Here is a 21,552-nt window from a genome sequence, read left to right as displayed (position 1 = left end):
TGCAAAGACCAGAGCCAGAGTTTGGCGCCGTTGAGGGGGACGACCATGAACCAGTGTTCGAGGATGGCGAGGACGAGGAGGGTGGAGACGAGGGCGAGGCCGGTGGCCTCGAAGGAGCCGGGGGTCGCATCGAAGGTAGCGGCGACGAGGAGGGTCGCGACGACGGAAGCGGCGGAGACCGATACCGGAAAAAGTAGGTTCATCGGTCGCCGCGTCAGGTACTGGCGCAGATGCGAGAGATGTTCGGGGAGGAGTTCGGCGGAGAGGTTGGGGACGCCGAGGAAGAGATTGAGTTTGGCGGAGAAGCGCATCAGCCAGAGGACGGCGAAGGTTTGCGTGCCGACGAGGTTGGGGGCTTCCCAGGTGAGGAAGACGACGATGGCGGCGGCGATGACGAGGGCGAACTCGTGATAGGCGATGGCCTCGGTGGCGTTGCGGAAGCGCTGGAAGCCTTCGGTGGGGGGATGTGAGAGTGAGCGGCGGGGGCCGATGATGAAGCCCATGAGGAAGCTCATTTCGAGCCAGCCCCAGACGATGACGGCGCAGAAGAAGGCCTGGTAGGCGGCGGTGACGGTGGTTTCGCGGGAGCTTGCGTCGAGGCCGACGAGGGCGAAGACGAGGAGGAGCGAGGCGCCGGCCATTGACCAGGGGAAGGTACGGCGTGGCAGGCCGTCGAGGAAGAGGATGGCGCCCGTGGACGACCACCAGACGAAGGCGGCGAACGCGGCCGGGATGCCGTAGGCGGCGAAGTCGGTCATGAAGGCGGGCGGAGTCTTGGAAGAGCCGTAACAAAAGGGGCGACGGGCCGGTGCAGCGTTCTCGGGAACAGCGACGGTGGCGAAGACGGTGGCGCCGTCTGGCGTCGATCAGGCGGCAGGGTAGTCGGTTTGCCGGCGGATGAACAGGGGCAAGGCTTGGGCAGGTGTAGCCGGGAAGAGTTCGCGGCGGCCGTGCTGCTGGCCCTGAAAATTCTCAGCGGGCGGCGGTGGCTGACGGCAGCAGGCGGGCGAAGACGGCGGCGTTGGAACCGCCGAAGGAGCCGAGATCGAAGCTGCGGCCGGTGGGCGTATCGACCAGCGAGAGATGGCCATCGCGATGGGCGATGAGCTGATAGGGAGCATCGTCGGGGATGCCCTGGCGTTTGCGTTCGCGGGCGATGCTGTGCAGGCTGGCGCGCAGGAAGCCGTCCTCGCCGGCGGGCAGGACGTAGACCTCCTGGCGGCTATCGGCATCGATGACGACGAGGGAGCCGTCGGCGCGCGGGGTAAACGAGAGCATGCGCGATTCGAGGCTGGGCGCGGGCGGGGCGACGCGCGGATCGAAGCCGGTATAGCGGGCGATGCCGACGCCGATGAGGGTAGCGGCGATGAGGATGGCGGCGGCGATGAGCGGTGCGCGCGGGAAAGGCTGCGAGCCGAATTCGGGTTCGTCGTGCACGAGGGAATCAGGCCGAAGGCGACGTGAGGGGATTGCTGGGCAGGGGCGCGGGTGCGGCGGAGGCGATGTTGGCTACCGGGCGGGCGGCATGGCAATCGGCGAGCGCGGAGGCGAGCAGTTCGGCGACGTGGGCGGCATTGGGGATGGCGCGCAGCATCGGTTCGGCGCGGGAAAAGCGCCAGGGGCGCGCATGCGGCCACAGATGCAGATAGGCGATGCGGTCATCGCTGCCGAGGCGGATCGGGATATTGCCGGTGCCGTTGGCGTAGGTTGACAGATCGGCGGCGGCGATGACGCGCAAGGGGAAATTCATGGTCACCGAGAGGGCGACGCCGATGCGCATGACGACGCGGCGATTGGTCAGCGTATAGACGGTGGTACGCGCGATCAGCCAGGCGAACAGCGCGATCAGGCCGAGGGTGATGAAGGCCAGCGGCAACGGCCAGAGGGCGCCGAGCAGCGCGTGGCTGGCGGGCACGTCATCGGTGGCGAGCGAGAGCAGACGCCAGGCCAGCAGGATGACGAAGTAGGCGGCTACTTTGTTGAGGTGAAGGGCGGTGCGGGCAAGGGTCGGCCAGTGAGGAGACCCTTGCCAGAGGATCCGCTCGCCTTCCGGGAGGAATCCCGGGAGGCCGCGGATCGGCTCGTTCTCATGGCTACCGCTCAAAACGCCGGGCCGAGACGCGAAGGTTCAGCGTAGAGCTTGCCGCCGGCGAAGTAGCCGACGATCTGGTCTTCCTCGCGCAGAGTGACCTGATCGGGGTTCTTTAGTGCCGGGATGTCGGCGAAGTGCTGCGCCAGGAGGGCGATGACGTTGACCTGACCGGCGGCCTTCTTGAAGCGGGTGAAGTTGATCGGCACGAGGACGGCGCGGACGCCGTTGGCGGTGTTGACGTCGACTTCGTAGTAGCGGGCGCAGACTTCGGAGCGGTCGACCCAGATCTCGCGGATGGTACCGGCGACGACGCCATCGGCGGCGACGACGGGCAGGCCACGCGGATCGACTTCGCCTTCAGGCAGCCAGAAGTCGGTGGCGACGCGGATCGGGACGATCTTCGGTGCGCCGTCGAGGGTGGTGTCGGGCACATCGGCGCGCAGGGCGTAGGAGGCGGGGCCGACGCCGTCGACCAGTGGGTTGCCGGTCGGGACGAGCGGCGAGCCGGGGTACGGGCTGTTCGGCGTCGCGAGGATTTCGCGTTCGGAGACCGGGCCGGGTTTGGCGACGGTTTCGCCGGAGCGCAGGAGGAAGGTCTTGGGATCGGGCGGGATCGGCAGGCCGTTGTAGCCGGCGCGTCCGCCGCGGCCGACGACGTCATGCTCGAGGGGATAGCCCTCGCGCTTGTCTTCGCGGCGCAGATAGATGATGAGACCGGCGAAGAAAATCCAGAATGCGTAGAGCGTCAGCTGCGCCACATCGACGTGGCTGGTGATCGCGGCGGTTGGCATATTTTTAACCTCCTTGACAAAATAACCTAGCCGGGCAAATCGGCGAGGCCGAACCTTGATGTCGACTGCGACGGCGGCCCGCCTCGGCGACGGACCAGAGGTCCGATCGCGATCAGCGTGACGCAGAGCAAGGCGACCTCGATGCAGTAGACCGCTTCAAAGCCCGTTGCCGGAGTATTGAGCGTCGGACCGAGCGCCCCCTGCGCTGCCAGTCCGGTTACCACATCGCGAATCGCACCGCCGAGGGCGATCGCACCACCTGCGCAGGAGGCTTGCACGGCTCCCCACGCACCGAGGGCGAGTCCGCTTCGGCCGCCCTGATCGAGCGACATCGCGGAGGTCAGGGTTCCGACGGAAAACAGCCCGCCGCCGAAACCGATCAACGCAGCGCCCCCGAAAAATAATACCGCAGATTCAGTGACTGCAGCAAAAATTACTGCCATAAAGGCGACCACGCCGACGGCCGATCCGATGGCAGCGAGGCGAATTGGATCGGCGCCGCGCGAGAGGCGGACGCCGGCGAGGGTAAAAGCGGCGAGCGCGCCGGCGGCGGCGGCGGCGGTGAGCGTGGTGGTAGCACCGACGGCCAGATGGAGGATCTGTCCACCGTAGGGTTCGAGCAGGATGTCCTGCATGGAAAACGCGGCGGAACCGAGGCCGACGACGGTGAGGAAGCGGGCGGCGTTGGGCTGGGCGATGAATTCGCGCCATGAGGCGCGGAAGTCGGGGGCGGGTTCGCCGGTGGCGTTATTGCGGGTTCTGGCTTCCTGCTTCCACAGGGCGACGACATTGAGGGCCAGGGTGAGTACGGCCGAGCCCTGGATCACCTGGATCAGGCGGATCTGGCTGAAATCGGCGAGCAGCACGCCGAAGACCAGCGCCGAGACGAGCATGCCGAGGAGCAAGGTGACGTAGAACAGGGCGACGACGCGTGGGCGGGTTTCGTCGTCGGCCAGATCGGTGGCGAGCGCGAGGCCGGCGGTCTGCGTCGTGTGCAGGCCGGCGCCGACGAGGAGGAAGGCGAGCGCGGCGCCGGCCTGGCCGTAGAGCGGCGAGACGGGAACGGTGGTGTCGCCGGAAAGCAACAGTAGCGCGAAGGGCATGATCGCCAGGCCGCCGAACTGCAGGAGCGTGCCCATCCAGATATAGGGAACGCGCTTCCAGCCGAGGGCCGAGCGATGGTGATCGGACTTGTGGCCGATCAGTGCGCGGAAGGGGGCGAAGACCAGCGGCAGCGAGACCATCAGCGCGACGAGCCAGGTCGGCACGCCGAGTTCGACGATCATCACCCGGTTGAGCGTGCCGGTGAGCAGCACGGTGGCCATGCCGACCGAGACCTGGAAGAGCGACAGGCGCAGCAGGCGCGAGAGCGGCAGTCCTTCGCTGGCGGCATCGGCGAAGGGCATGTAGCTGGCGCCCATGGCGACCCAGCTACGGACGATGAGATTGATCTTGCTCATGGTGCGGAAAACCCAGGGGCGAGCAGCTCAAGCGCTTGCGAGGTGTAGAAGCCGGAGACGATACGCTCGCTGCGGCCGATGCGCCAGTCGGGCAGCTCCTCGGCGATGAGGCGTCTGAGTTGCGTTTCGCCGACCGGAACGATCGCTGGCGAGCGGTCGCCGCGCGGGAAAAACTTGCCGACGGCGTGCATCAAGGCGAGCGGCCCGGTCTTCGGCGCGAAGGTAAACACGATCGAGCCGCGCGTGCGCGCGGCGAAGCCACGGACGACGCGGACGACGTCGCGGGCATCGTAGTGGATCAGCGAATCCATGGCGACGACGTGGTCGAACTCACCCAGGGCCGGATCGAACATGTCGCCGACGCGAAAATCGATGGCGGCGGTGACCGGATCGGCAGCGGCGCGCACCTGTGCCTGCGCGACCAGCGTGCCGGCGAGGTCGATGGCGACGATGGAAGCGCCGCGGCGGGCGACTTCCATCGACAGCATGCCGGTGCCGCAGCCGGCGTCGAACAGGCGACGGCCATTGAGCTCGGCGGGCAGGTAGGAGAGCAAGGTCGCGCGCATGCGCTCGCGGCCGGCGCGCACCGTCGCGCGGATGCGGTTGAGCGGCGTGTCCGAGGTCATCGCCACCCACTTGTCGCTGGCGGTGCGGTCGAAATAGGTCGCCAGTTCGCCGCGGCGTTCGCGGTAGGAGTGCGTGGTGTCGGCTGCCGGTGCGGCGGCCGCTGAGCTGCTCGGGGTGCTGGTCGCCGCCGTCATGGTGGCGGGCGTGTTGGGGTGCTCGTTGTTCACGGGTCGCTCCGCCGTTCAGTCGAAACCGAGCAGGTCGAAGATGTCGCGATCCTTGAGCGGCGAGGCGTCGAGCGCGGTGCTGCCGTCCCACAAGCGCTGCGCGAGCTGCAGGTACTCGGCCTGGACGGCGAGGACTTCGGGCGTCGGCTCCATCTCGAACAGCGTTGCCTTCTTCAGGCGGCTCTTGCGGATGACGTCGAGGTCGGGCAGGCGCGCCAGCGTCTGCATGCCGGTGGCGGCGTTGAACTTGTCGATCTGGTCGGTGGCGGCGCTGCGGTTGGCGACGAGACCGGCCAGACGCACCTGGTAGTCGCGTGACTTGGCCTCGATGGCGGCGACGATGCGGTTGGCGGCGAAGATCGAGTCGAAGTCGTTGGCGGTGACGATGAGCGCGCGCTCGGCGAACTGCAGCGGCGCGGCGAAGCCGCCGCAGACGACGTCGCCCAAGACGTCGAAGATCACCACGTCCGATTCCTCGAGCAGGTGGTGCTGCTTGAGGAGCTTGACCGTCTGGCCGACGACGTAGCCGCCGCAGCCGGTACCGGCCGGCGGGCCGCCGGCCTCGACGCACATGACGCCGTTGTAGCCCGGAAAAACGTAGTCTTCGGGGCGCAGCTCTTCCGGATGGAAGTTGACCGATTCGAGCACGTCGATGACGGTCGGGATCAGGCACTTGGTCAGCGTGAAGGTCGAGTCGTGCTTCGGATCGCAGCCGATCTGCAGGACGCGGTGACCGAGTTTGGAAAAGGCGACCGAGAGGTTCGACGAAGTCGTGCTCTTGCCGATGCCGCCCTTGCCGTAGACGGCGAAGACCTTGGCGGACCCGAGGCGGATCGCCTCGGCGGCGACCTGGACGCTGCCCTCGCCGTCGTCGTGTTCGTGGCCGGGGCGGCTGATGGCCGAGAAGGGCACGGTCTGCGTGTCGGTGAAGCTGTTGTTTCCTTGCGTCATGCGGCGATTCCCATGTCTACACCTTCGATGCGGTCTTCGAGCTCTTCACCGGCGCGACGCAGGGCGTCGAGCACGTCGTCGTCGGGCGACCAGTACTGGCGCGCCTGCGCTTCGAGCAGGCGGTTGGCGAGTTTGGCCGACGCGGTCGGATTGAGCTGCGCGAGGCGTTCGCGCATCTCCGGATCGAGCATGTAGGTTTGCGTGATCTGCTGATACACCCAGGGCGCGACTTCGCCGGTGGTTGCCGACCAGCCCATGGTGTTGGTGACGTGTTCCTCGATCTGGCGCACGCCCTCGTAGCCGTGTTTGAGCATGCCTTCGTACCACTTCGGGTTGAGCATGCGTGTGCGCGTTTCCAGCGCCACCTGTTCGCCGAGCGTGCGCACGACGCCGTCGCCGCGCGTCTGGTCGCCGATATAGACCGGTGCCGACTCGCCGCGGGCGCGTTTCACCGCGCGGCTGATACCGCCGAGCGTGTCGAAATAGACGTCCTGCGTGGTGACGCCGAGTTCGACCGATTCGAGGTTCTGGTAGGTGAGCGAAACGTCGGCGAGCGCACTGTTGAGCAGCGCCGCCTGTTGTACCGGTTTGCCGGTGCGACCGTGCGCGAAGCACTTGCGGCGGGTGTAGGTTTCGGCGAGTTCGTCCTCGTCTTCCCAGCGGCCGTTGTCGATCAGGCGATTGACGTTCGAGCCGTAGGCGCCGTCTGCGTTACTGAAGACTCTGAGGGCGGCGGTTTCGATGTCGCAGCCGTGCTGCGCCTGGTAGGCGAGTGTGTGCTTACGCACGAAGTTGAGTTCCGGCGGCTCGTCGGCGACGGCGGCGAGGTAGGCGGCTTCGGCCAAGAGCTTGGTCTGCAGCGGCAGCAGGTCGCGGAAGATGCCCGAGAGCGTCATCACCACGTCGATGCGCGGGCGGCCGAGGCGGTCGAGCGGAATCAGGTTGGCGCCGGCGAGACGGCCGAAGGAATCGAAGCGCGGTTCGGCGCCGAGCAGTGCCATCGCCTGCGCGATCGGGCCGCCTTCGCTCTTCAGGTTGTCGGAGCCCCAGAGGACGAGCGCGATCGATTCGGGCAACGGATTACCGTCGGCGAGGTGGCGTTCGAGCAGGCGCTGCGCCTGGCGTGCGCCATCCTGCAGCGCGAAGGCCGAGGGGATGCGGAAGGGGTCGAAGCCGTGCAGGTTGCGGCCGGTCGGCAGGATCGCCGGCGTATGCACGAGGTCGCCGCCGGGCGCCGGGCGCGTGAAGCGGCCGTCGAGCGCACGCAGGATGGCCTTGATCTCGTGTTCCTCGGCGAGCAGGCGGTCGGTGGCGGCGAGTTCGCGCAAGACCTGCAGCGTCTTCTGGTCGACCGGTTGGCCGGTGGCGGCGGCCATGGCCGCGGCGGCGCCTTCGGGCGTGTCGCCGTCGACCAGCGTGGCGATCGCCTCGACCGGCAGGATGGTGCCGTGCGAGGCTTCGCTCAAGGCGCGCAGGAAGTCGATGCGCTCGGCGCGCGAGGGCGCGACGCCGACGACGTGCAGGCCGTGCGGGATCAGCGTCTGTTCGAGTTCGACGATCGCTTCCTGCAGGCGGGCGAGCCGCGGCGTCAGCGATTCGAGGTCGGTCGGCCAGGCCGGTTCGGCGACATCGAGATCGACGGCGGCGGCCTGCAGCTGGATCAGCGCGGCGAGGTCGGGGATCTGCGCCGAGTGCGCGGCGTCTTCGGGCGAGAGGCCGCGCCAGCGTTCGAGCGAGGACTTCAGATCGGCGAGGCCGCGGTAGAGACCGGCCTGCGCGATCGGCGGCGTCAGGTAGCTGATCAGCGTCGCTGCCGAGCGGCGCTTGGCGATGGCGCCTTCGGACGGATTGTTGGCGGCGTAGAGATAGAGGTTGGGCAGGTCGCCGACCATGCGGTCGGGCCAGCACGCCGACGACAGCGCGGTCTGCTTGCCGGGCATGAATTCGAGCGCGCCGTGCGTGCCGAAGTGCAGCGCGGCGCTGGCGCCGAAGTCCTCGCGCAGGTAGCGATAGAAGGCCGAGAAGGCGTGCGTCGGCGAGAAGCCCTTCTCGAAGAGCAAGCGCATCGGGTCGCCTTCGTAGCCGAACGAGGGCTGGATGCCGACGAAGACGTTGCCGAACTGGCGGCCGAGCACGAAGATGCTGCTGCCGTCACTCTGCTGGCGGCCGGGCGCCGGGCCCCACTGCGCCTCGATCTCGGCGAGGTACTTCTCGCGGCGGACATGGTCGTCGGCCGGGATGCGGTGGTGCACGTTGGCATCGGCGCCATAGCGCGCGGCGTTGCCGACGATGATCGAATCGCGCAGTTCGTCGGCGCTGGCGGGGATATCCTCGACCTGATAGCCGGCGGCCTTCATGGCCGTCAGCGTGTTGTGCAAGGACGCGAACACCGAAAGGAAGGCGGCGGTGCCGATGTTGCCGGCGTTCGGCGGGAAATTGAAGATGACGATGGCGATCTTGCGTTCAGCCGGCGGCGTGCGGCGCAGCGTGACCTGGCGGGCGACGCGGGCGGCGAGCATCTCGATGCGTTCTTCGCAGCCGTTCATGTCGCGTTCGGCGTCGCCGGTCGGCAGGACGCATTCGCGCGTGCAGCCCGGGCAGCGGCCGGCGCCCTCGGCGATACGGCCGCCGAAGACCATCGAACCGGTGGCGCCGTCGAGTTCGGGGATGGCGATCATCATCGTCGACTCGACCGGCATCAGGCCGCGGTCGGATTCGCGCCACTGCTGCAGCGTCTGGAATTCGACCGGCGTCGCGGCAATGTAGGGCACATCGAGGCGGGCGAGGATGTCTTCGGCGGCGTGCGCGTCGTTGTAGGCCGGGCCGCCGACGAGCGAGAAGCCGGTCAGCGAGACGACGGCGTCGACGCTGCTCTTGCCGTCCTTGAGGAAGAAGGTCTCGATCGCCGGGCGTGCGTCGAGGCCGGAAGCGAAGGCCGGGACGACGGCGAGGCCCTGCCCTTCGAGCGCGTCGATCACCGCGTCGTAGTGGCGGGCGTTGCCGGCGAGCACGTAGGAACGCATGATCAAGAGGCCGACGGTGCCGCGGGCGTTCTTCGGCTTCGGCAGTGCCTCGCGCTGCTCGCCGATGCGCCCGGAAAGACGCGGATGGTAGAGGCCGACTTCCGGGTACTCGGTCGGCGGCGCCGCCTTGAGCGTGCCGCGCAGCGGCAGGCGCTCGCCGTCGGCGTAGCGGTCGACGAGCATGCGCACCAGGTTGGCGAGGTTGTCGTCGGAGCCGGCGAGCCAGTATTGCAGCGCGAGGAAATAGGCGCGCACGTCCTGCGCGGCGCCGGGGATGAAGCGCAAGAGCTGCGGGATGCGGCGCAGCATCTTCATCTGCTGCGCGCCGGCCGAGCCCTGCTTGTCCTGCTTCTCCTTGCCGCCGTCCTTGCCATCATCCTTGCCGCGCAGGCGCTTCAGGAGCGCCAGCGTGCCGCCGGAGGATCCGTCCATCTTGAAGCGGTGCAGGCGCGTCAGGCGGACGATCTCGCCGCCCGACATGCAGCCGACGACGGCGTCGCAGTGCGGCGCGCGCGCGGTGAGCGCCGGCAGTACGGCCTGGATGTGCTCCTCGAGGAAGAGCATGGTGGCGACGATGATGTCGGCACGGGCGATGTCGGCGAGGCAGCGTTCGCGCGCGGCACCGTCCTCGAGCCATTCGGTGGCGGCATGCAGCTTCAGTTCGAGGCCGGGCAGTTCGCGCGCCAGCGTCGCCTGCGCGCGCGCGGCGGCGCTCGCCAGGTGGTCATCGAGGGTGACGATGACGACGCGGATCGGGGTGGCGGCTGCGGCCTTGGCGGCTGCGGCAGCTTTCTTCTTAGCGGCCGAAGTGAGCTTTAGCATCGTAGAGATCCTCGACGGTAATCAACGTCACGCCGCGTTCGCTGGCGTAGCGTTCGGTATTGCGGCGCGCCTTGCCACGAACGAAGAAGGGGATCTTCTTCAGTTCCTGCTCGGCTTCGGCCGACCAGCGCAGGATATCGCTGGCGGTAGTTGGTGCGGCGGTCGGTGCGGTGGTCGATACAGTGGTCGTTGCGGCGGCGGGGGTGGCGCTCGTGGTCTCGTCGCGCCCCGCTGGCAGCGGCGAGGCCGTCGCCGTGGCGGCGGCCGGCGGCGCAGCGCTGGCCACCGGCGCCGACGCGGCGGATTCTGCGCCAGATGCCTGCATCGCGCCAGAGGCGGCGCCGAGGTGCGAGGGCGCGTCGTTGAATTCGAAGTCCTCGCGGAAGAGCTGCAGCAGGTGTTCCTCGAGGCCCATCATCAGCGGGTGGACCCAGGTATCGAAGAGCACATTGGCGCCTTCGAAGCCCATCTGCGGCGAGTAGCGCGCCGGGAAATCCTGCACGTGCGCCGGCGACGAGATGACCGCGCAGGGAATCGCCAGGCGCTTGGCGGTGTGCCGTTCCATCTGCGTGCCGAGCACCAGTTCCGGGTGCAGCTCGGCGATCTTCGCCTCGACCTCGAGGTAGTCGTCGGTGATGAGCGGCTCGACGCCGTAGAGCGCGGCGGCGGCGCGGACTTCGCGGGCAAACTCGCGGTTGTAGGCGCCCAGCCCGACGACGGTGAAGCCGAGTTCGCGCGCGGCGATGCGCGCGCAGGCGATGACGCGGTTGGCCTCGCCGAACAGGAAAACACGCTTGCCGGTGAGGTAGGTCGAGTCGACCGAGCGGCTGTACCAGGGCTGGCGCAGCGCCGGGTCATTCAACACCGGCGCCGGATCGACACCGGCGAGCGCGGCGACTTCGGCGATGAACTCGCGCGTCGCGCCGACGCCGACGGGAATCACCTTGGTCGCCGGCTGGGCGAAGCTGCGCGCGAGCCAGGAGGCGGTCTGGCCGGCGATCTCGGGATAGAGGACGACGTTGAAATCGGCGTCGGGCAGGCGCGCCAGATCGGCGGGCGTGGCACCGAGCGGCGCGACGACATTGATGCGGATGCCGAGCGCCTCGAGCAGGCGACGGATCTCGACGATGTCGTCGCGGTGGCGGAAACCGAGCGCCAGCGAGCCGAGGATGTTGCACGACGGCGCCACACCCGGCGCGCGCGGCGGCCGGGTCTGGCCGGGCTTCGGCAGCTTGGGCGCGAGGATGGCGCGCGTCAGCTGGTAGAAGGTCTCGGCGGCGCCCCAGTGTTCGCGGCGCTGGTAGGACGAGAGTTCGAGCGGCACCACCGGGATCGGCAGATTGAGCGCGCGCGCGAGGCCGCCCGGATCGTCCTGGATCAGTTCGCCGGTGCACGAGGCGCCGACGAGCAGCGCCTGCGGCGCGTAGCGGGCGACGGCATCGCGCGCGGCGCGCTTGAAGCACTCGGCGGTATCGCCGCCGAGATCGCGCGCGGCGAAGGTGGTGTAAGTCACCGGCGGGCGCGCAGCGCGGCGCTCGATCATGGTGAACAGGAGATCGGCGTAGGTATCGCCCTGCGGCGCATGCAGCACGTAATGCACGCCCTGCATGGCGGTGGCGACGCGCATCGCGCCGACGTGCGCGGGTCCTTCGTAGGTCCAGACGGTCAGTTGCATGGAAGAGGTGCCTAGGGTGGACTCGATGGACTAGAGGCCGGTGAGCCGTTGGCGGCGCTCGAGCGGGCGCACAAAAAGTTCGGCCAGATCGCCGGCCTGGTCAAAGCCGTGGATCGGCGAGAAGACGAGTTCGATCGACCACTTGGTGGCGATGCCTTCGGCCTCGAGCGGGTTGGCGAGACCCAGACCGCAGACGACGAGGTCGGGCGCGCTGGCGCGGCAGCGGTCGAGCTGCGCGTCGACGTCCTGGCCCTCGGTGATGAGCGTGCCCGCGGGCAGCAGCGCGAGTTCGGCCGCCAGATGCGCGCGGTGCAGGAAGGGCGTGCCGACCTCGATCAGCGTCATGCCCAGTTCGCGGGAGAGGAAGCGCGCCAGCACCGGTTCGAGCTGCGAGTCCGGGAACAGGAAAACGCGTTTGCCGGCGAGCGCCGGCCGGTAGCGCGCAAGCGCGCGTTCGGCGCGCTCGACGCCGGCGGCGGTCGCCGTGGCAAAGTCGGCATCGGACACTCTCCAGGCGTCGGCGGCGGCCTTGAGCCAGGCCAGCGTGCCTTCGGCGCCGAGCGGGAACGGCGCCGGCAGGTGCGTGGCGCCGCGCCCTTCGAGCGCGCGCGCGGTATCGCGCAGATAGGGCTGGGCGAGCAGGAAGCGGGTGTTCGCACCGACGGCCGGCAGCGCGGTCGAGCGGCGCGGCGGGAAGAAATCGACCGGGCCGATGCCAAGCGCCGCGAACTGGCGGCGGAACTGGTCCTCGACGACATCGGCGAGCGTGCCGACGACGAGCAGCGAGGGCGCACTGTCGGTCGCTGCCGGCAAGAGCGGCACCAGTGCCGCGAGGCAGGCGTCCTCGCCCTGCGTGAAGGTCGTTTCCAGGCCGCTGCCGCTGTAGTCGACGACGCGCACCGCTGGTGCGAAGGTCTGCGAGAGACGCTCGGCGGCGCGCGCCAGATCGAGCTTGATCACTTCCGACGGGCAGGAGCCAACGAGGAAGAGCATGCGGATGTCGGGCCGGCGCTCGAGGAGTCGCGTGACGACGCGGTCGAGCTCGGCGTGCGCGTTGGCGAGACCGGCGAGATCGCGGTCCTCGATGATCGCCGTGCCGAAGCGCGGTTCGGCGAAGATCATCACGCCGGCGGCCGACTGCATCAGGTGCGCGCAGGTGCGCGAACCGACGACGAGGAAGAAGGCATCCTGGATCTTGCGGTGCAGCCAGACGATGCCGGCCAGTCCGCAGAACACCTGCTGCTGGCCGCGCTCGTGCTGGAGGCTGATGTGCTGGCCGGCGACGGCCGGCGCACAGGGCAGCTCGGCAGCGCCGGAAGAAGCTGGGGGAGATGCAGGGGGAAGTGCGCTAGAAGCAGTGGCGGATGGATTCATGTCGTTCATTGGCCGGCCCCGGCGGTGGCGCGCGCGGACGCAGCGGCGGATGGTGCGGCGGCGGCAGCCTGCAGGCGTGCCGCGCGCAGTTTCAGCAGGAACTGGGCGGCGTTGATGACGTAGGTGGCGTAGGCGGCGAGCGCGACGAACATCTGTTCGTGCGGCGTCAGCTGGCCGGTGAGGAGGCCCCACAGATAGATCGTGTGCAGCGCGATGACGACGAAGCTGACCACGTCTTCCCAGAAGAAGGCCGGCGCGAACAGGTACTGGCCGAAGACGTCCTTCTCCCAGATGGCGCCGGTGACCATGATCGTGTACAGCACGAAGGTCTTGACCAGGATCGAGATCGTCGCCGCGTCGAAACCTTCACCGGTGAGGAGATAGCGCAGCACCAGCACGAGGCTGACGAGGAAGACCAGGAACTGCAGCGGAGCGAGAACACCCTGGACCAGGGTCCACTTGGACGCGTCCCGGCGCTGACGTTCTTCGTCGGTATAGAGGCCTGCGCGCCGTTCGCTTGCGGCCTTGACTTGATGCATCGCGCACTTCTCCGGTCGGTCGCCTACTTTGATCAGCCGGCAAATGTAGAGAGAGCGCCCTCTTCTGTCAAGGTAATAGCCCTCCCCCGATCCCGGAAAACCCAGATGGCACGGGCGTTTACGGGCGATCGGCCCAACCCGGCATGGCGCAAAAAAACACGCCCGCAGCAGGCCAAAAGCGCGCTACCGTAGCACCCGTCTTGACGTTAACTCTGCCGACCGCTATAAGCTCCGCCGATGAATCGCCCCCAGCCCTCCGCCGTCCTTGAACTGCTCAAACCGATCACCTGGTTTCCGCCGATGTGGGCCTTCGGTTGCGGGGTCGCCTCTTCCGGCGCGTCTCTGGCCGAACACTGGCTGCTGCTGGTGGTCGGCGTGGTCCTCGCCGGGCCGCTGATCTGCGCCACCAGCCAGGCGGTCAATGACTGGTTCGACCGTCACGTCGATGCGATCAACGAGCCGATGCGGCCGATCCCGTCGGGGCGCATCCCCGGTCGCTGGGGTCTGTACATCGCGATCATCTGGACGATCCTGTCGATGGCGGTCGCCACCCTGCTCGGTCCGTGGGGCTTCGCCGCCGCCGCGCTCGGCATGGCCTTCGCGTGGGCCTACTCGGCACCGCCCTTCCGCCTGAAGCGCAGCGGCTGGTGGGGCCCCGGCGCGGTCGCCATCTCCTACGAAGGCATTCCCTGGGTGACCGGCGCCGTGGTCATGGCCGGTGGCGCGCTGCCGCCGAACGAGACGCTGCTCGTTGCCGCGCTGTACAGCTTCGGCGCGCACGGGATCATGACGCTCAATGACTTCAAGGCGATCGAGGGCGATACGCAGATGGGCCTGAAATCGCTGCCGGTGGTCCTCGGCGTGCAGAACGCCGCGCGCTGGGCGTGTGCGTCGATGGTGGCACCGCAACTCGTCGTCATCGCGCTGCTCAGCCACTGGGAGCGGCCGCTGCAGGCCGGCATCGTCGCCGCGCTGCTCGCCGCCCAGCTCGTGCTCATGGCCCGCTTCCTCAAGGCCCCGGTCAAGAACGCCCTCTTCCTCTCGGCCTTCGGCGTCACCCTCTACGTCTCGGGGATGATGGCGACCGCGATCGGCATCCGCGCCATCGGGGCCACAGTGTAATGAGCCGCCACATCGGCTGGCTCGGCATCGTCCGCCTCGGCCTGGTGCAGACGGCGCTCGGCGCGATCATCGTGCTGACGACCTCGACGCTCAACCGTGTCATGGTCGTCGAACTGGCGCTGCCGGCAATGATTCCCGGTGCGCTGGTCGGCATCCATCACGTCGTCCAGCTGCTGCGCCCGCGCCTCGGTTACGGCTCCGACGTCGGCGGACGGCGCACGCCGTGGATCATCGGCGGCATGGCGGTGCTTGCCCTCGGCGGCTTCGGCGCCGCCGTCGCCACCGCGGTGATGGAAAGCAATGTCACGCTCGGCGTCATTCTCGGCGCCATCGCCTTCACCGCCATCGGTCTCGGTGCCGGTGCCGCCGGCACCTCGCTGCTGGTGCTGCTGGCCAAGCGCGTCGAGCCGAAGCGCCGCGGCGCGGCGGCGACGACGGCGTGGGTGATGATGATCGTCGGCTTCATCATCACCGCCGGCATCGGCGGCAAGCTGCTCGACCCGTTCTCGCTCGAGCGCCTGATGCTCGTCTCAGGCGTCGTCTCGCTGCTCGCCTTCACACTGGCGCTGGCCGCCGTGTGGGGCGTCGAAGGCGAGCATGCGGCAGCGATCGAGGAGGAGCAGCGCCCCTCCTTCCGCACCGCGCTGGCACAGGTCTGGGACGAACCGGTGGCGCGCGGCTTCACGCTCTTCGTGTTCATCTCGATGCTCTCGTACAGCCTGCAGGACCTGATCCTCGAGCCCTTTGCCGGTGCCATCTTCGGGCTGACGCCGGGACAGTCGACGATGCTCTCCGGTCTGCAGCACGGCGGTGTGCTCTGCGGCATGCTGCTGGTCGGCTTCTTGAGCGGCCGCTTCGGCACGCTGCGCCAATGGACGATCGGCGGTTGCCTCGCCTCGGCGCTGGCGCTCCTGGCACTCGCGAGCGGCGGCATCGTCGGTGCCGAGTGGCCGCTGCGCGCCAACGTCTTCCTGCTCGGTGCCGCCAACGGCGCCTTTGCCGTCTCGGCAATCGGCTCGATGATGAACCTCGCCGGCGCCGGCCGCGCCTCGCGTGAGGGCGTGCGCATGGGGCTGTGGGGCGCCGCGCAGGCGATCGCCTTCGCCATCGGCGGCTTCATGGGCACCGTTGCCGCCGACGCGGCGCGTGCCCTGCTCGATTCGCAGATCCACGCCTACGCCGTCGTCTTCGCCGGCGAGGCGCTGTTGTTCATTTACTCGGCACGGCTCGCGGCGCGCTTCATCGTCGCGGCGGAGGCTGGCGAAGCGGACAAGACGCCGACGACGGGCGAACTGCTCGCGCAGGCGGCCAACCAGGGATAGGCTCAAGGAATACAGGACAGGGGAAAAACAATGGACCAGTACGACGTAGTAGTGATCGGTGGCGGCCCGGCGGGGGCGACGGCAGCGAACGATCTGGCGAAAGCCGGACGCAAGGTTCTACTGCTCGAACGCGGTGGCCGCATCAAGCCCTGCGGCGGCGCCATTCCGCCGCAGGCGCTGAAGGAATTCGAGCTGCCCGAAGACGAGGTGCTGGTCGCGCGCGCCAGATCGGCGCGCATGATCGCGCCGTCGGGCCGCGCCGTCGACATGCCGATCCCGATCGGTTTCGTCGGTCTCGTCGACCGCAAGGACTTCGACGAATGGCTGCGCAATCGCGCCGCCAGCCACGGCGCCGTGCGCCGCCAGGGCAACTACCTGAAGATCACGCGTGATACCGACGGCAGCGCCATCGTGCACTACCGCGAGACCGTCGCCGCCACCGCGGCCGAAGGCGACGTCGCCGGTCAGGACGGACTCAACCCGGTCGACCTGCCAGCGAGCAGTGGCACGGTCGAACGCCAGGTGCGTGCCCGTGCCGTCATCGGCGCCGACGGCGCCAACTCGCAGGTCGCCAAACACTGCGTACCGGGTGCCGACAAGATGCGCTACGTCTTCGCCTACCACGAGATCGTGCGCACGCCCGAAGGCGGCAACACCGACCGCTGCGACGTCTATTACCAGGGCCGCGTCTCGCCCGACTTCTACGGCTGGGTGTTCCCGCACGGCGACACCATGAGCATCGGCGTCGGCAGCGAGATCAAGGGTTTCCCCCTCAGAAAAGCCACTGCCGACCTGCGCCGGATCGCCGGCCTCGATAGCGCCGAGCTGCTGCGCTGCGAAGGCGCGCCGCTGCCCTTGAAACCGCTGGCGAAGTGGGACAACGGCCGCGACGTAGTGCTCGCCGGCGACGCCGCCGGCTGCGTCGCGCCGGCGTCCGGCGAAGGCATCTACTACGCGCTGGCCGGCGGCCGTTACGCCGCCGAGGCGGTCGAGGCTTACCTTGCGAGCGGCAACGCCGCCTCGCTGGCGCTCGCGCGCAAACGCTTCATGAAGGCGCACGGCCGAGTCTTCTGGGCGCTCGGCCTCTTGCAACGCTTCTGGTACACCTCCGACTCGCGCCGCGAGAAGTTCGTCAAGCTGTGCGCCGACCCGGACATCCAGGACCTGACCTGGGAGTCCTACCTGCACAAGCGTCTGGTCAGGAAGAAGCCCTTCGCGCACGTTCGCGTCTTCTTCAAGGACGTGGCACAGCTGCTCGGCCTGTCGAAGGCGTGATGGCGGAGCGTCGGCGACGGGGAGCATGAGCGATGGACGCGCTCGCCGCCGTCGGCCCCCTCATCACTCCCCTCGCCCCCGTCATCGACTTCGTCGCCGGACTGATCCCTGACGGGCGCATCGCCGATCTGCTGCTCGTCCTCCTCGTCGCCGAGGGCTTGCTGCTCATCGTCTGGCGGCGGCTGACGCGTCGCGGCCCGGCTCTGGCCGACCTGCTCATCAACCTCGGCGCCGGCGCCAGCCTGATCCTCGCGCTGCGCGTTGCGCTGAGCGGCGCCGACCCGCTGCTGCTCGCCGGCTGCCTGTCGCTGGCGCTGCTCACGCATGTCGCCGACCTCGTCCGCCGCTGGCGGCGCGGCTGAGCGAAGACGCCCGCGGCCCCTGCGCTCTCTCGCCCCTTCCGGAGCCCCGCATGACTGACCCGCATCCTTCCGCGCACGCCGGCCGTATCGGCCCGAACGCGATCATCCGCATGGGCGAGGCGCTCGACGCCGCCTGCGGACGTGCCACCACTGAAACGCTGTTCGGCGAGGCCGGACTCGCCGAGTGCCTCGCCACGCTACCAACGGCGATGGTCGATGAGGCCTGGGTGACGCAGCTGCATACGACGCTGCGCGCGCATCTGGCACCCGACCTGCTCGCCAGGATCGGCCGCGATGCCGGCCGGCGCACCGGCGACTATCTGCTCGCGCACCGCATCCCGCGGCCGGCGCAGCGCGTGCTGCGCGTCACGCCGGCACCGCTCGCCGCGCGCATCCTGGTCAAGGCGATCGGCCAGCACGCCTGGACCTTCACCGGCAGCGGTGCCTTCTCGGCCGAGTTCGGCAGCGCAGAAGCGCCCTTGCTGCTGACCATCGCCGATGGCCCGGTGTGCCAGGGTGCACACACCGATCATCCGGTCTGCGACTTCTACGCCGGCACCTTCGCACGCATCTTCAGCGAGCTCGTCAGCGCGCGCACCAGCGTCGAGGAAATCCGCTGTCAGGCGCAGGGCGCCCCCGCCTGCGTCTTCGCGCTGCGCTGGTAGGTCCGCGCAGGCAACCGACGTAGCAGTGGCAAGCCCGGCAGCACCATCAACACCTTCGCGCACCCCTCACCGGCTCATCCGTCAGGCCGTGGGCCGGCGGCAACGATTTGTGAAACCATGAGGCGCCGCCGGCCCACGGCCTGACGGCGCTAAGCGGTGGACGCCTCCCTCGCAACGCCCACCGAACGCCCATGACAAAACGGCCAGCCTGTTGCCAGGCTGGCCGCTTCGCTTGTTGCGTCTTGCGTGTTACGTCGTGCGTCAGGTGCCCGATGCTGCCGGCGCCGCTTCCGCTTCGACCGGGGCCGCTGCGGGTGCTGCTGCCGCGGCCTTCGCCGGATTGTGCAGCGACGGGTACTCCTTGGCCAGGCTCACGCCGTACAGCGGCTTGAAGACGCCGTTGTGGCAAGTGGCGCAATTGACCTTCGGACCATCACCCTGCGGACCCAGACGGTTCTTCGGGAACACCGGCGTCAGCGGATCAAGGTAGGTGACGTTGAGGTCACGCACCAGACGGATACCGTGCCATGCGGTCTGCCGTTGCGGCGTACTGGCTTCCCATTCGGCGAACGAACGGGTGTTGTGGCAGTACGTGCAATTGACCCCGAGTGCCTTGGAGATGTGCATCATCAGGCCGTAGGTCGCTTCCGCCGTCTTCACGTCAGCCGGGTTCGCTCCCTTGACCGGCAGCGCAGTCTTCGAGATGACCGGGACCGCCGTCGACTTCTCCAGGAACATGCTGAAGGGGTCGAACGGCAGCGAGGTCAGACCGACGGCCGGGGCCGGGGCGTTCTGCCCTTGCCGCTTCGCCATCTGCCCACCCGACTTCGGTCCGGCATCGGCAAACCAGATGTTGCTCGGTACCGGCTTGCCCTGGTGGCAGGTGTAGCAGGTGACGCCCGTCTCGGCGACGTGGGCCTTCCAGTCGCTGTTGATGTGACGCGTCATTTCCAGCATGCGCCGCGACACGACCTTGGTGTAGACCGTGTCGGCAGCGAGGTCGCCGTCAGCGTGGCAGTACGAGCAGCCAACTTCCGGTGCCACCCACTGCGTGATCGAGACCATCAGGCGGTTGAATTCGCTGATGTCCAGATCCTTGAGCACCTGCACGTTCTGATAGACGCTGGCAGCCGGCACGCCGGCCGCCGCGACCGCCGGCGTTGCTGCCGGCGATTGCTGCGTGGCGGCGAGTGCCGCGGTCTTGGCCGGGTTGTACACCTCGACCATGCCGAGACCCCGGTAACCACGCTGCACCGTATCAACCGGCGGCCGTTCGCAGCCGGCGGTGAAGGCGATCAGGCCGAGGGCGCCAGCGGCCCAGGCAAGCTTCTGATTCCTGGCGTTCATTGCGTCACCCCCGTCGTCGTCAAGGTGGCCGGATCAACGACTCCCGGGAAGACTTGCGGGTACGGCGGCGCCACACCATGCTTGATCGCCCACAGATACCAGTTGTCGACCACGGTGCCGGAGAGCAGGATGCCGATGCCGCCAGTCAGCGTGACCAGCACGGCGCACCACCAGCCCCAGCGGTGAATCGATTCCATCGTCGCGTTGAAACCCATCGTCCAGCGCCAGAACAGCGCAGCACGTTCCGAGGCGGTGCCGCGGTCGGTGATCTGCTCGAGTTCGCGTTCGCCGCCGAGACGGGAGACCGCGAGAACCGTCGCACCGTGCATGGCGAAGAGCAGCGTCGCGCCATACATGAAAGCGATGGAGAGCATGTGGAAGGGATCGTAGTACAGGTTGCCGTAACGGATCGAGAACGCCGCCGTCCAGTCGAGGTGGGCGAAGATGCCGAACGGTACGGCTTCGGACCAGCTGCCCATCATCACCGGGCGGATGAAACCGAGCACCAGGTACAGCCAGATCGCCGAGGCAAACGCCCAGGCGACGTGCGTGCCCATGCCGAGCGCAACGGCGCGGCGATAGGTGCGCACCCAGAAGAGCAGGATCGACAGCGTCAGGAAGAAGCCCGCCATCAGCCACCAGCCACCTTCCGCCAGCGGCGGAAACGACAAGCCGTACTTCGCGGGCGGCGGCTCAAGCGCCAGCCACGGCAGTTGCCGCACGAATTCCATCGGGCTCCAGCCCACTTGCGCGGCCATGTTCAGCCCGATGATCTCGATGGCGATGAAACCACATACCAGTGATGCAACACCGGTGAAGCCCAGGTACAGCGGACCAATCTGCGCGTCGCCGATCTTGCCCAGCCAGTACATGAAGAACGGCTGCCCGATGCGGCCCGACTGGCCACGCGAGTGCGGCACGCCGTGGTGCGCCGGCGAGCGCACCTGTACCTGGTTGAAGATGTTTTGATATTCGGCCATTTGTGTCGCTCCCTGTTAGCGCCAGTTCGGCATTTGCAGCCACCAGCTCCACCATTCCGGCCAGCCATGCGTCCAGAAGGGACCACTGATGACGATACACACCGCACTCCAGAAGGCCGCCGACAGGGCCAGGAACAGACCGAGACGGTGAATCGCCAGTGCGCCGATCGAGTAGCCAACCACATCACGGAAGAACGTGTTCTCGTGTTCCGCCGTCTTCACGACCTGACCCTTGCCCGGGTTCGTCGCCGACAGGATCAGCGAACCGTGCAGCGCCAGTGCCAGCGTCGTCGTAAAGAAGAACGCGATCCCCAGCATGTGACCCGGGTTGTAGTGGAAGTGCAGGTACTGGTAGCCGGTATTCGACACCCAGTCCAGGTGACTCATGATGCCGTACGGGAAGCCGTGTCCCCACGCACCCATCAACACCGGGCGAATGACGACCAGCGTGATGTACGCCAGAATTGCAAAGCTGAATGCAAACGGAATGTGAAAGCCGATCCCCAGCTTGCGGCAGATCTCGACTTCACGCAGCGCCCACGAAACAAAAGCGCCAATGGCGCACACCGTGATCGCCTGCCACAGACCCCCTTCGCGCAGGGGTGCGACCCCCAGCCCGTACTTCAGATCCGGCGGCGCAATGCTGATCTGCCACAGGTTCCACGTCGGACCCCACGAAGCGCCCAGTACGATCAGCAGCGTCCCCATCAGGGCGCACATCACCGCCGTGATCCCGAAGAAGCCTACATAGAACGGACCGATCCAGAAGTCCAGCGACTCGCCTCCGATCAGCTGGCCCCCGCGAACGCGGTACTTCCTTTCAAAACTTAACATTGCCATCGTTCGATCCTCCGATCGGAAGGCATGCCCCTGGCTGCCTCCTTATAGCGCTCCCGGAAACGAACGGGCGCGAGCACCCTTCACCCGCCCCGCCCGATTCCTTCGGCAAACGACTCTT

At 68.0% G+C, this 21,552-nt stretch carries 19 protein-coding genes; 5 read left to right on the top strand and 14 right to left on the bottom strand.

The features are described from left to right. The 11 genes from puhE to bchF form a co-directional block, all read right to left on the bottom strand. On the bottom strand, window positions 1–758 hold a 758-nt coding region (gene puhE, locus GGD90_RS17520; protein WP_184415289.1), incomplete at its 3' end, for a putative photosynthetic complex assembly protein PuhE. Between the two features lie 214 nt (window positions 759–972). Continuing rightward, window positions 973–1,437 carry a photosynthetic complex assembly protein PuhC gene (gene puhC, locus GGD90_RS17515; RefSeq protein WP_184415287.1) on the bottom strand — a complete coding sequence of 155 codons (465 nt, stop codon included), beginning with the start codon at window positions 1,435–1,437 and terminating at the stop codon, window positions 973–975. Window positions 1,438–1,444: 7 nt separating this feature from the next. Continuing rightward, window positions 1,445–2,104, bottom strand: coding sequence for a photosynthetic complex putative assembly protein PuhB (gene puhB / locus GGD90_RS17510; protein WP_153114704.1), 660 nt, complete (start codon window positions 2,102–2,104; stop codon window positions 1,445–1,447). Then, window positions 2,101–2,883, bottom strand: coding sequence for a photosynthetic reaction center subunit H (puhA, locus tag GGD90_RS17505; RefSeq protein WP_153114705.1), 783 nt, complete (start codon window positions 2,881–2,883; stop codon window positions 2,101–2,103). Before puhA ends, puhB begins: the two co-directional genes overlap by 4 nt. A gap of 26 nt (window positions 2,884–2,909) precedes the next feature. Then, window positions 2,910–4,343 (bottom strand): MFS transporter, encoded by a 1,434-nt coding sequence (locus GGD90_RS17500; protein ID WP_153114706.1) that lies wholly within the window; start codon window positions 4,341–4,343, stop codon window positions 2,910–2,912. Then, window positions 4,340–5,137 carry a magnesium protoporphyrin IX methyltransferase gene (gene bchM, locus GGD90_RS17495; protein ID WP_221227831.1) on the bottom strand — a complete coding sequence of 266 codons (798 nt, stop codon included), beginning with the start codon at window positions 5,135–5,137 and terminating at the stop codon, window positions 4,340–4,342. The genes GGD90_RS17500 and bchM overlap by 4 nt, the downstream gene beginning before the upstream one ends. 15 nt (window positions 5,138–5,152) lie before the next feature. After that, window positions 5,153–6,088: a ferredoxin:protochlorophyllide reductase (ATP-dependent) iron-sulfur ATP-binding protein gene (bchL, locus tag GGD90_RS17490; RefSeq protein ID WP_153114707.1), complete on the bottom strand. Its 936-nt coding sequence runs from the start codon at window positions 6,086–6,088 to the stop codon at window positions 5,153–5,155. Next, window positions 6,085–9,933, bottom strand: a complete 3,849-nt coding sequence (locus GGD90_RS17485) for a magnesium chelatase subunit H (RefSeq protein ID WP_153114708.1) — start codon at window positions 9,931–9,933, stop codon at window positions 6,085–6,087. The genes bchL and GGD90_RS17485 overlap by 4 nt, the downstream gene beginning before the upstream one ends. Continuing rightward, entirely contained in the window at window positions 9,908–11,608 is a 1,701-nt protein-coding gene (gene bchB / locus GGD90_RS17480; protein WP_153114709.1) for a ferredoxin:protochlorophyllide reductase (ATP-dependent) subunit B, read from the bottom strand. Before bchB ends, GGD90_RS17485 begins: the two co-directional genes overlap by 26 nt. Window positions 11,609–11,638: 30 nt before the next feature. Beyond that, complete coding sequence (locus GGD90_RS17475) at window positions 11,639–12,982, bottom strand: ferredoxin:protochlorophyllide reductase (ATP-dependent) subunit N (RefSeq protein WP_153114710.1); 1,344 nt, start codon at window positions 12,980–12,982, stop codon at window positions 11,639–11,641. A 5-nt stretch (window positions 12,983–12,987) separates the two neighbouring features. Continuing rightward, window positions 12,988–13,521 (bottom strand): 2-vinyl bacteriochlorophyllide hydratase, encoded by a 534-nt coding sequence (gene bchF / locus GGD90_RS17470; RefSeq protein ID WP_153114711.1) that lies wholly within the window; start codon window positions 13,519–13,521, stop codon window positions 12,988–12,990. Between the two features lie 237 nt (window positions 13,522–13,758). Here bchF and chlG point away from each other — a divergent pair, with 237 nt between their 5' ends. From chlG to bchJ, 5 genes are read left to right on the top strand one after another with little or no spacing between them, the layout of a single operon-like run. Then, on the top strand, window positions 13,759–14,643 hold the full coding sequence (gene chlG, locus GGD90_RS17465; protein ID WP_153114712.1) for a chlorophyll synthase ChlG: 885 nt from the start codon (window positions 13,759–13,761) through the stop codon (window positions 14,641–14,643). Further along, window positions 14,643–15,965 carry a BCD family MFS transporter gene (locus GGD90_RS17460; RefSeq protein ID WP_153114713.1) on the top strand — a complete coding sequence of 441 codons (1,323 nt, stop codon included), beginning with the start codon at window positions 14,643–14,645 and terminating at the stop codon, window positions 15,963–15,965. The genes chlG and GGD90_RS17460 overlap by 1 nt, the downstream gene beginning before the upstream one ends. A 30-nt stretch (window positions 15,966–15,995) precedes the next feature. Beyond that, entirely contained in the window at window positions 15,996–17,240 is a 1,245-nt protein-coding gene (locus GGD90_RS17455; RefSeq protein ID WP_153114714.1) for a geranylgeranyl reductase family protein, read from the top strand. 32 nt (window positions 17,241–17,272) lie between these two features. After that, the gene (locus tag GGD90_RS17450; RefSeq protein WP_153114715.1) at window positions 17,273–17,602 is read left to right on the top strand and encodes a hypothetical protein; all 330 of its coding nucleotides are present in this window, start codon (window positions 17,273–17,275) and stop codon (window positions 17,600–17,602) included. 50 nt (window positions 17,603–17,652) lie between these two features. Next, complete coding sequence (bchJ, locus tag GGD90_RS17445) at window positions 17,653–18,267, top strand: bacteriochlorophyll 4-vinyl reductase (RefSeq protein WP_153114716.1); 615 nt, start codon at window positions 17,653–17,655, stop codon at window positions 18,265–18,267. A gap of 261 nt (window positions 18,268–18,528) precedes the next feature. Here bchJ and pufC read toward each other — a convergent pair whose 3' ends face one another. The 3 genes from pufC to pufL are packed head-to-tail and all read right to left on the bottom strand — an operon-like array spanning window position 18,529 to window position 21,428. Then, complete coding sequence (pufC, locus tag GGD90_RS17440) at window positions 18,529–19,614, bottom strand: photosynthetic reaction center cytochrome PufC (protein ID WP_153114717.1); 1,086 nt, start codon at window positions 19,612–19,614, stop codon at window positions 18,529–18,531. Further along, window positions 19,611–20,594 carry a photosynthetic reaction center subunit M gene (gene pufM, locus GGD90_RS17435; protein WP_153114718.1) on the bottom strand — a complete coding sequence of 328 codons (984 nt, stop codon included), beginning with the start codon at window positions 20,592–20,594 and terminating at the stop codon, window positions 19,611–19,613. The genes pufC and pufM overlap by 4 nt, the downstream gene beginning before the upstream one ends. Before the next feature lie 15 nt (window positions 20,595–20,609). Further along, complete coding sequence (pufL, locus tag GGD90_RS17430; protein ID WP_207301940.1) at window positions 20,610–21,428, bottom strand: photosynthetic reaction center subunit L; 819 nt, start codon at window positions 21,426–21,428, stop codon at window positions 20,610–20,612. Between the last annotated feature and the right edge of the window lie 124 nt (window positions 21,429–21,552).

It is taken from the genome of Rhodocyclus tenuis (assembly GCF_014197755.1).
Taxonomy (GTDB): domain Bacteria; phylum Pseudomonadota; class Gammaproteobacteria; order Burkholderiales; family Rhodocyclaceae; genus Rhodocyclus; species Rhodocyclus tenuis.
The sequence above is the reverse complement of the archived record's forward strand: the minus strand, read 5'-3'. Positions and strand labels throughout refer to the sequence as shown.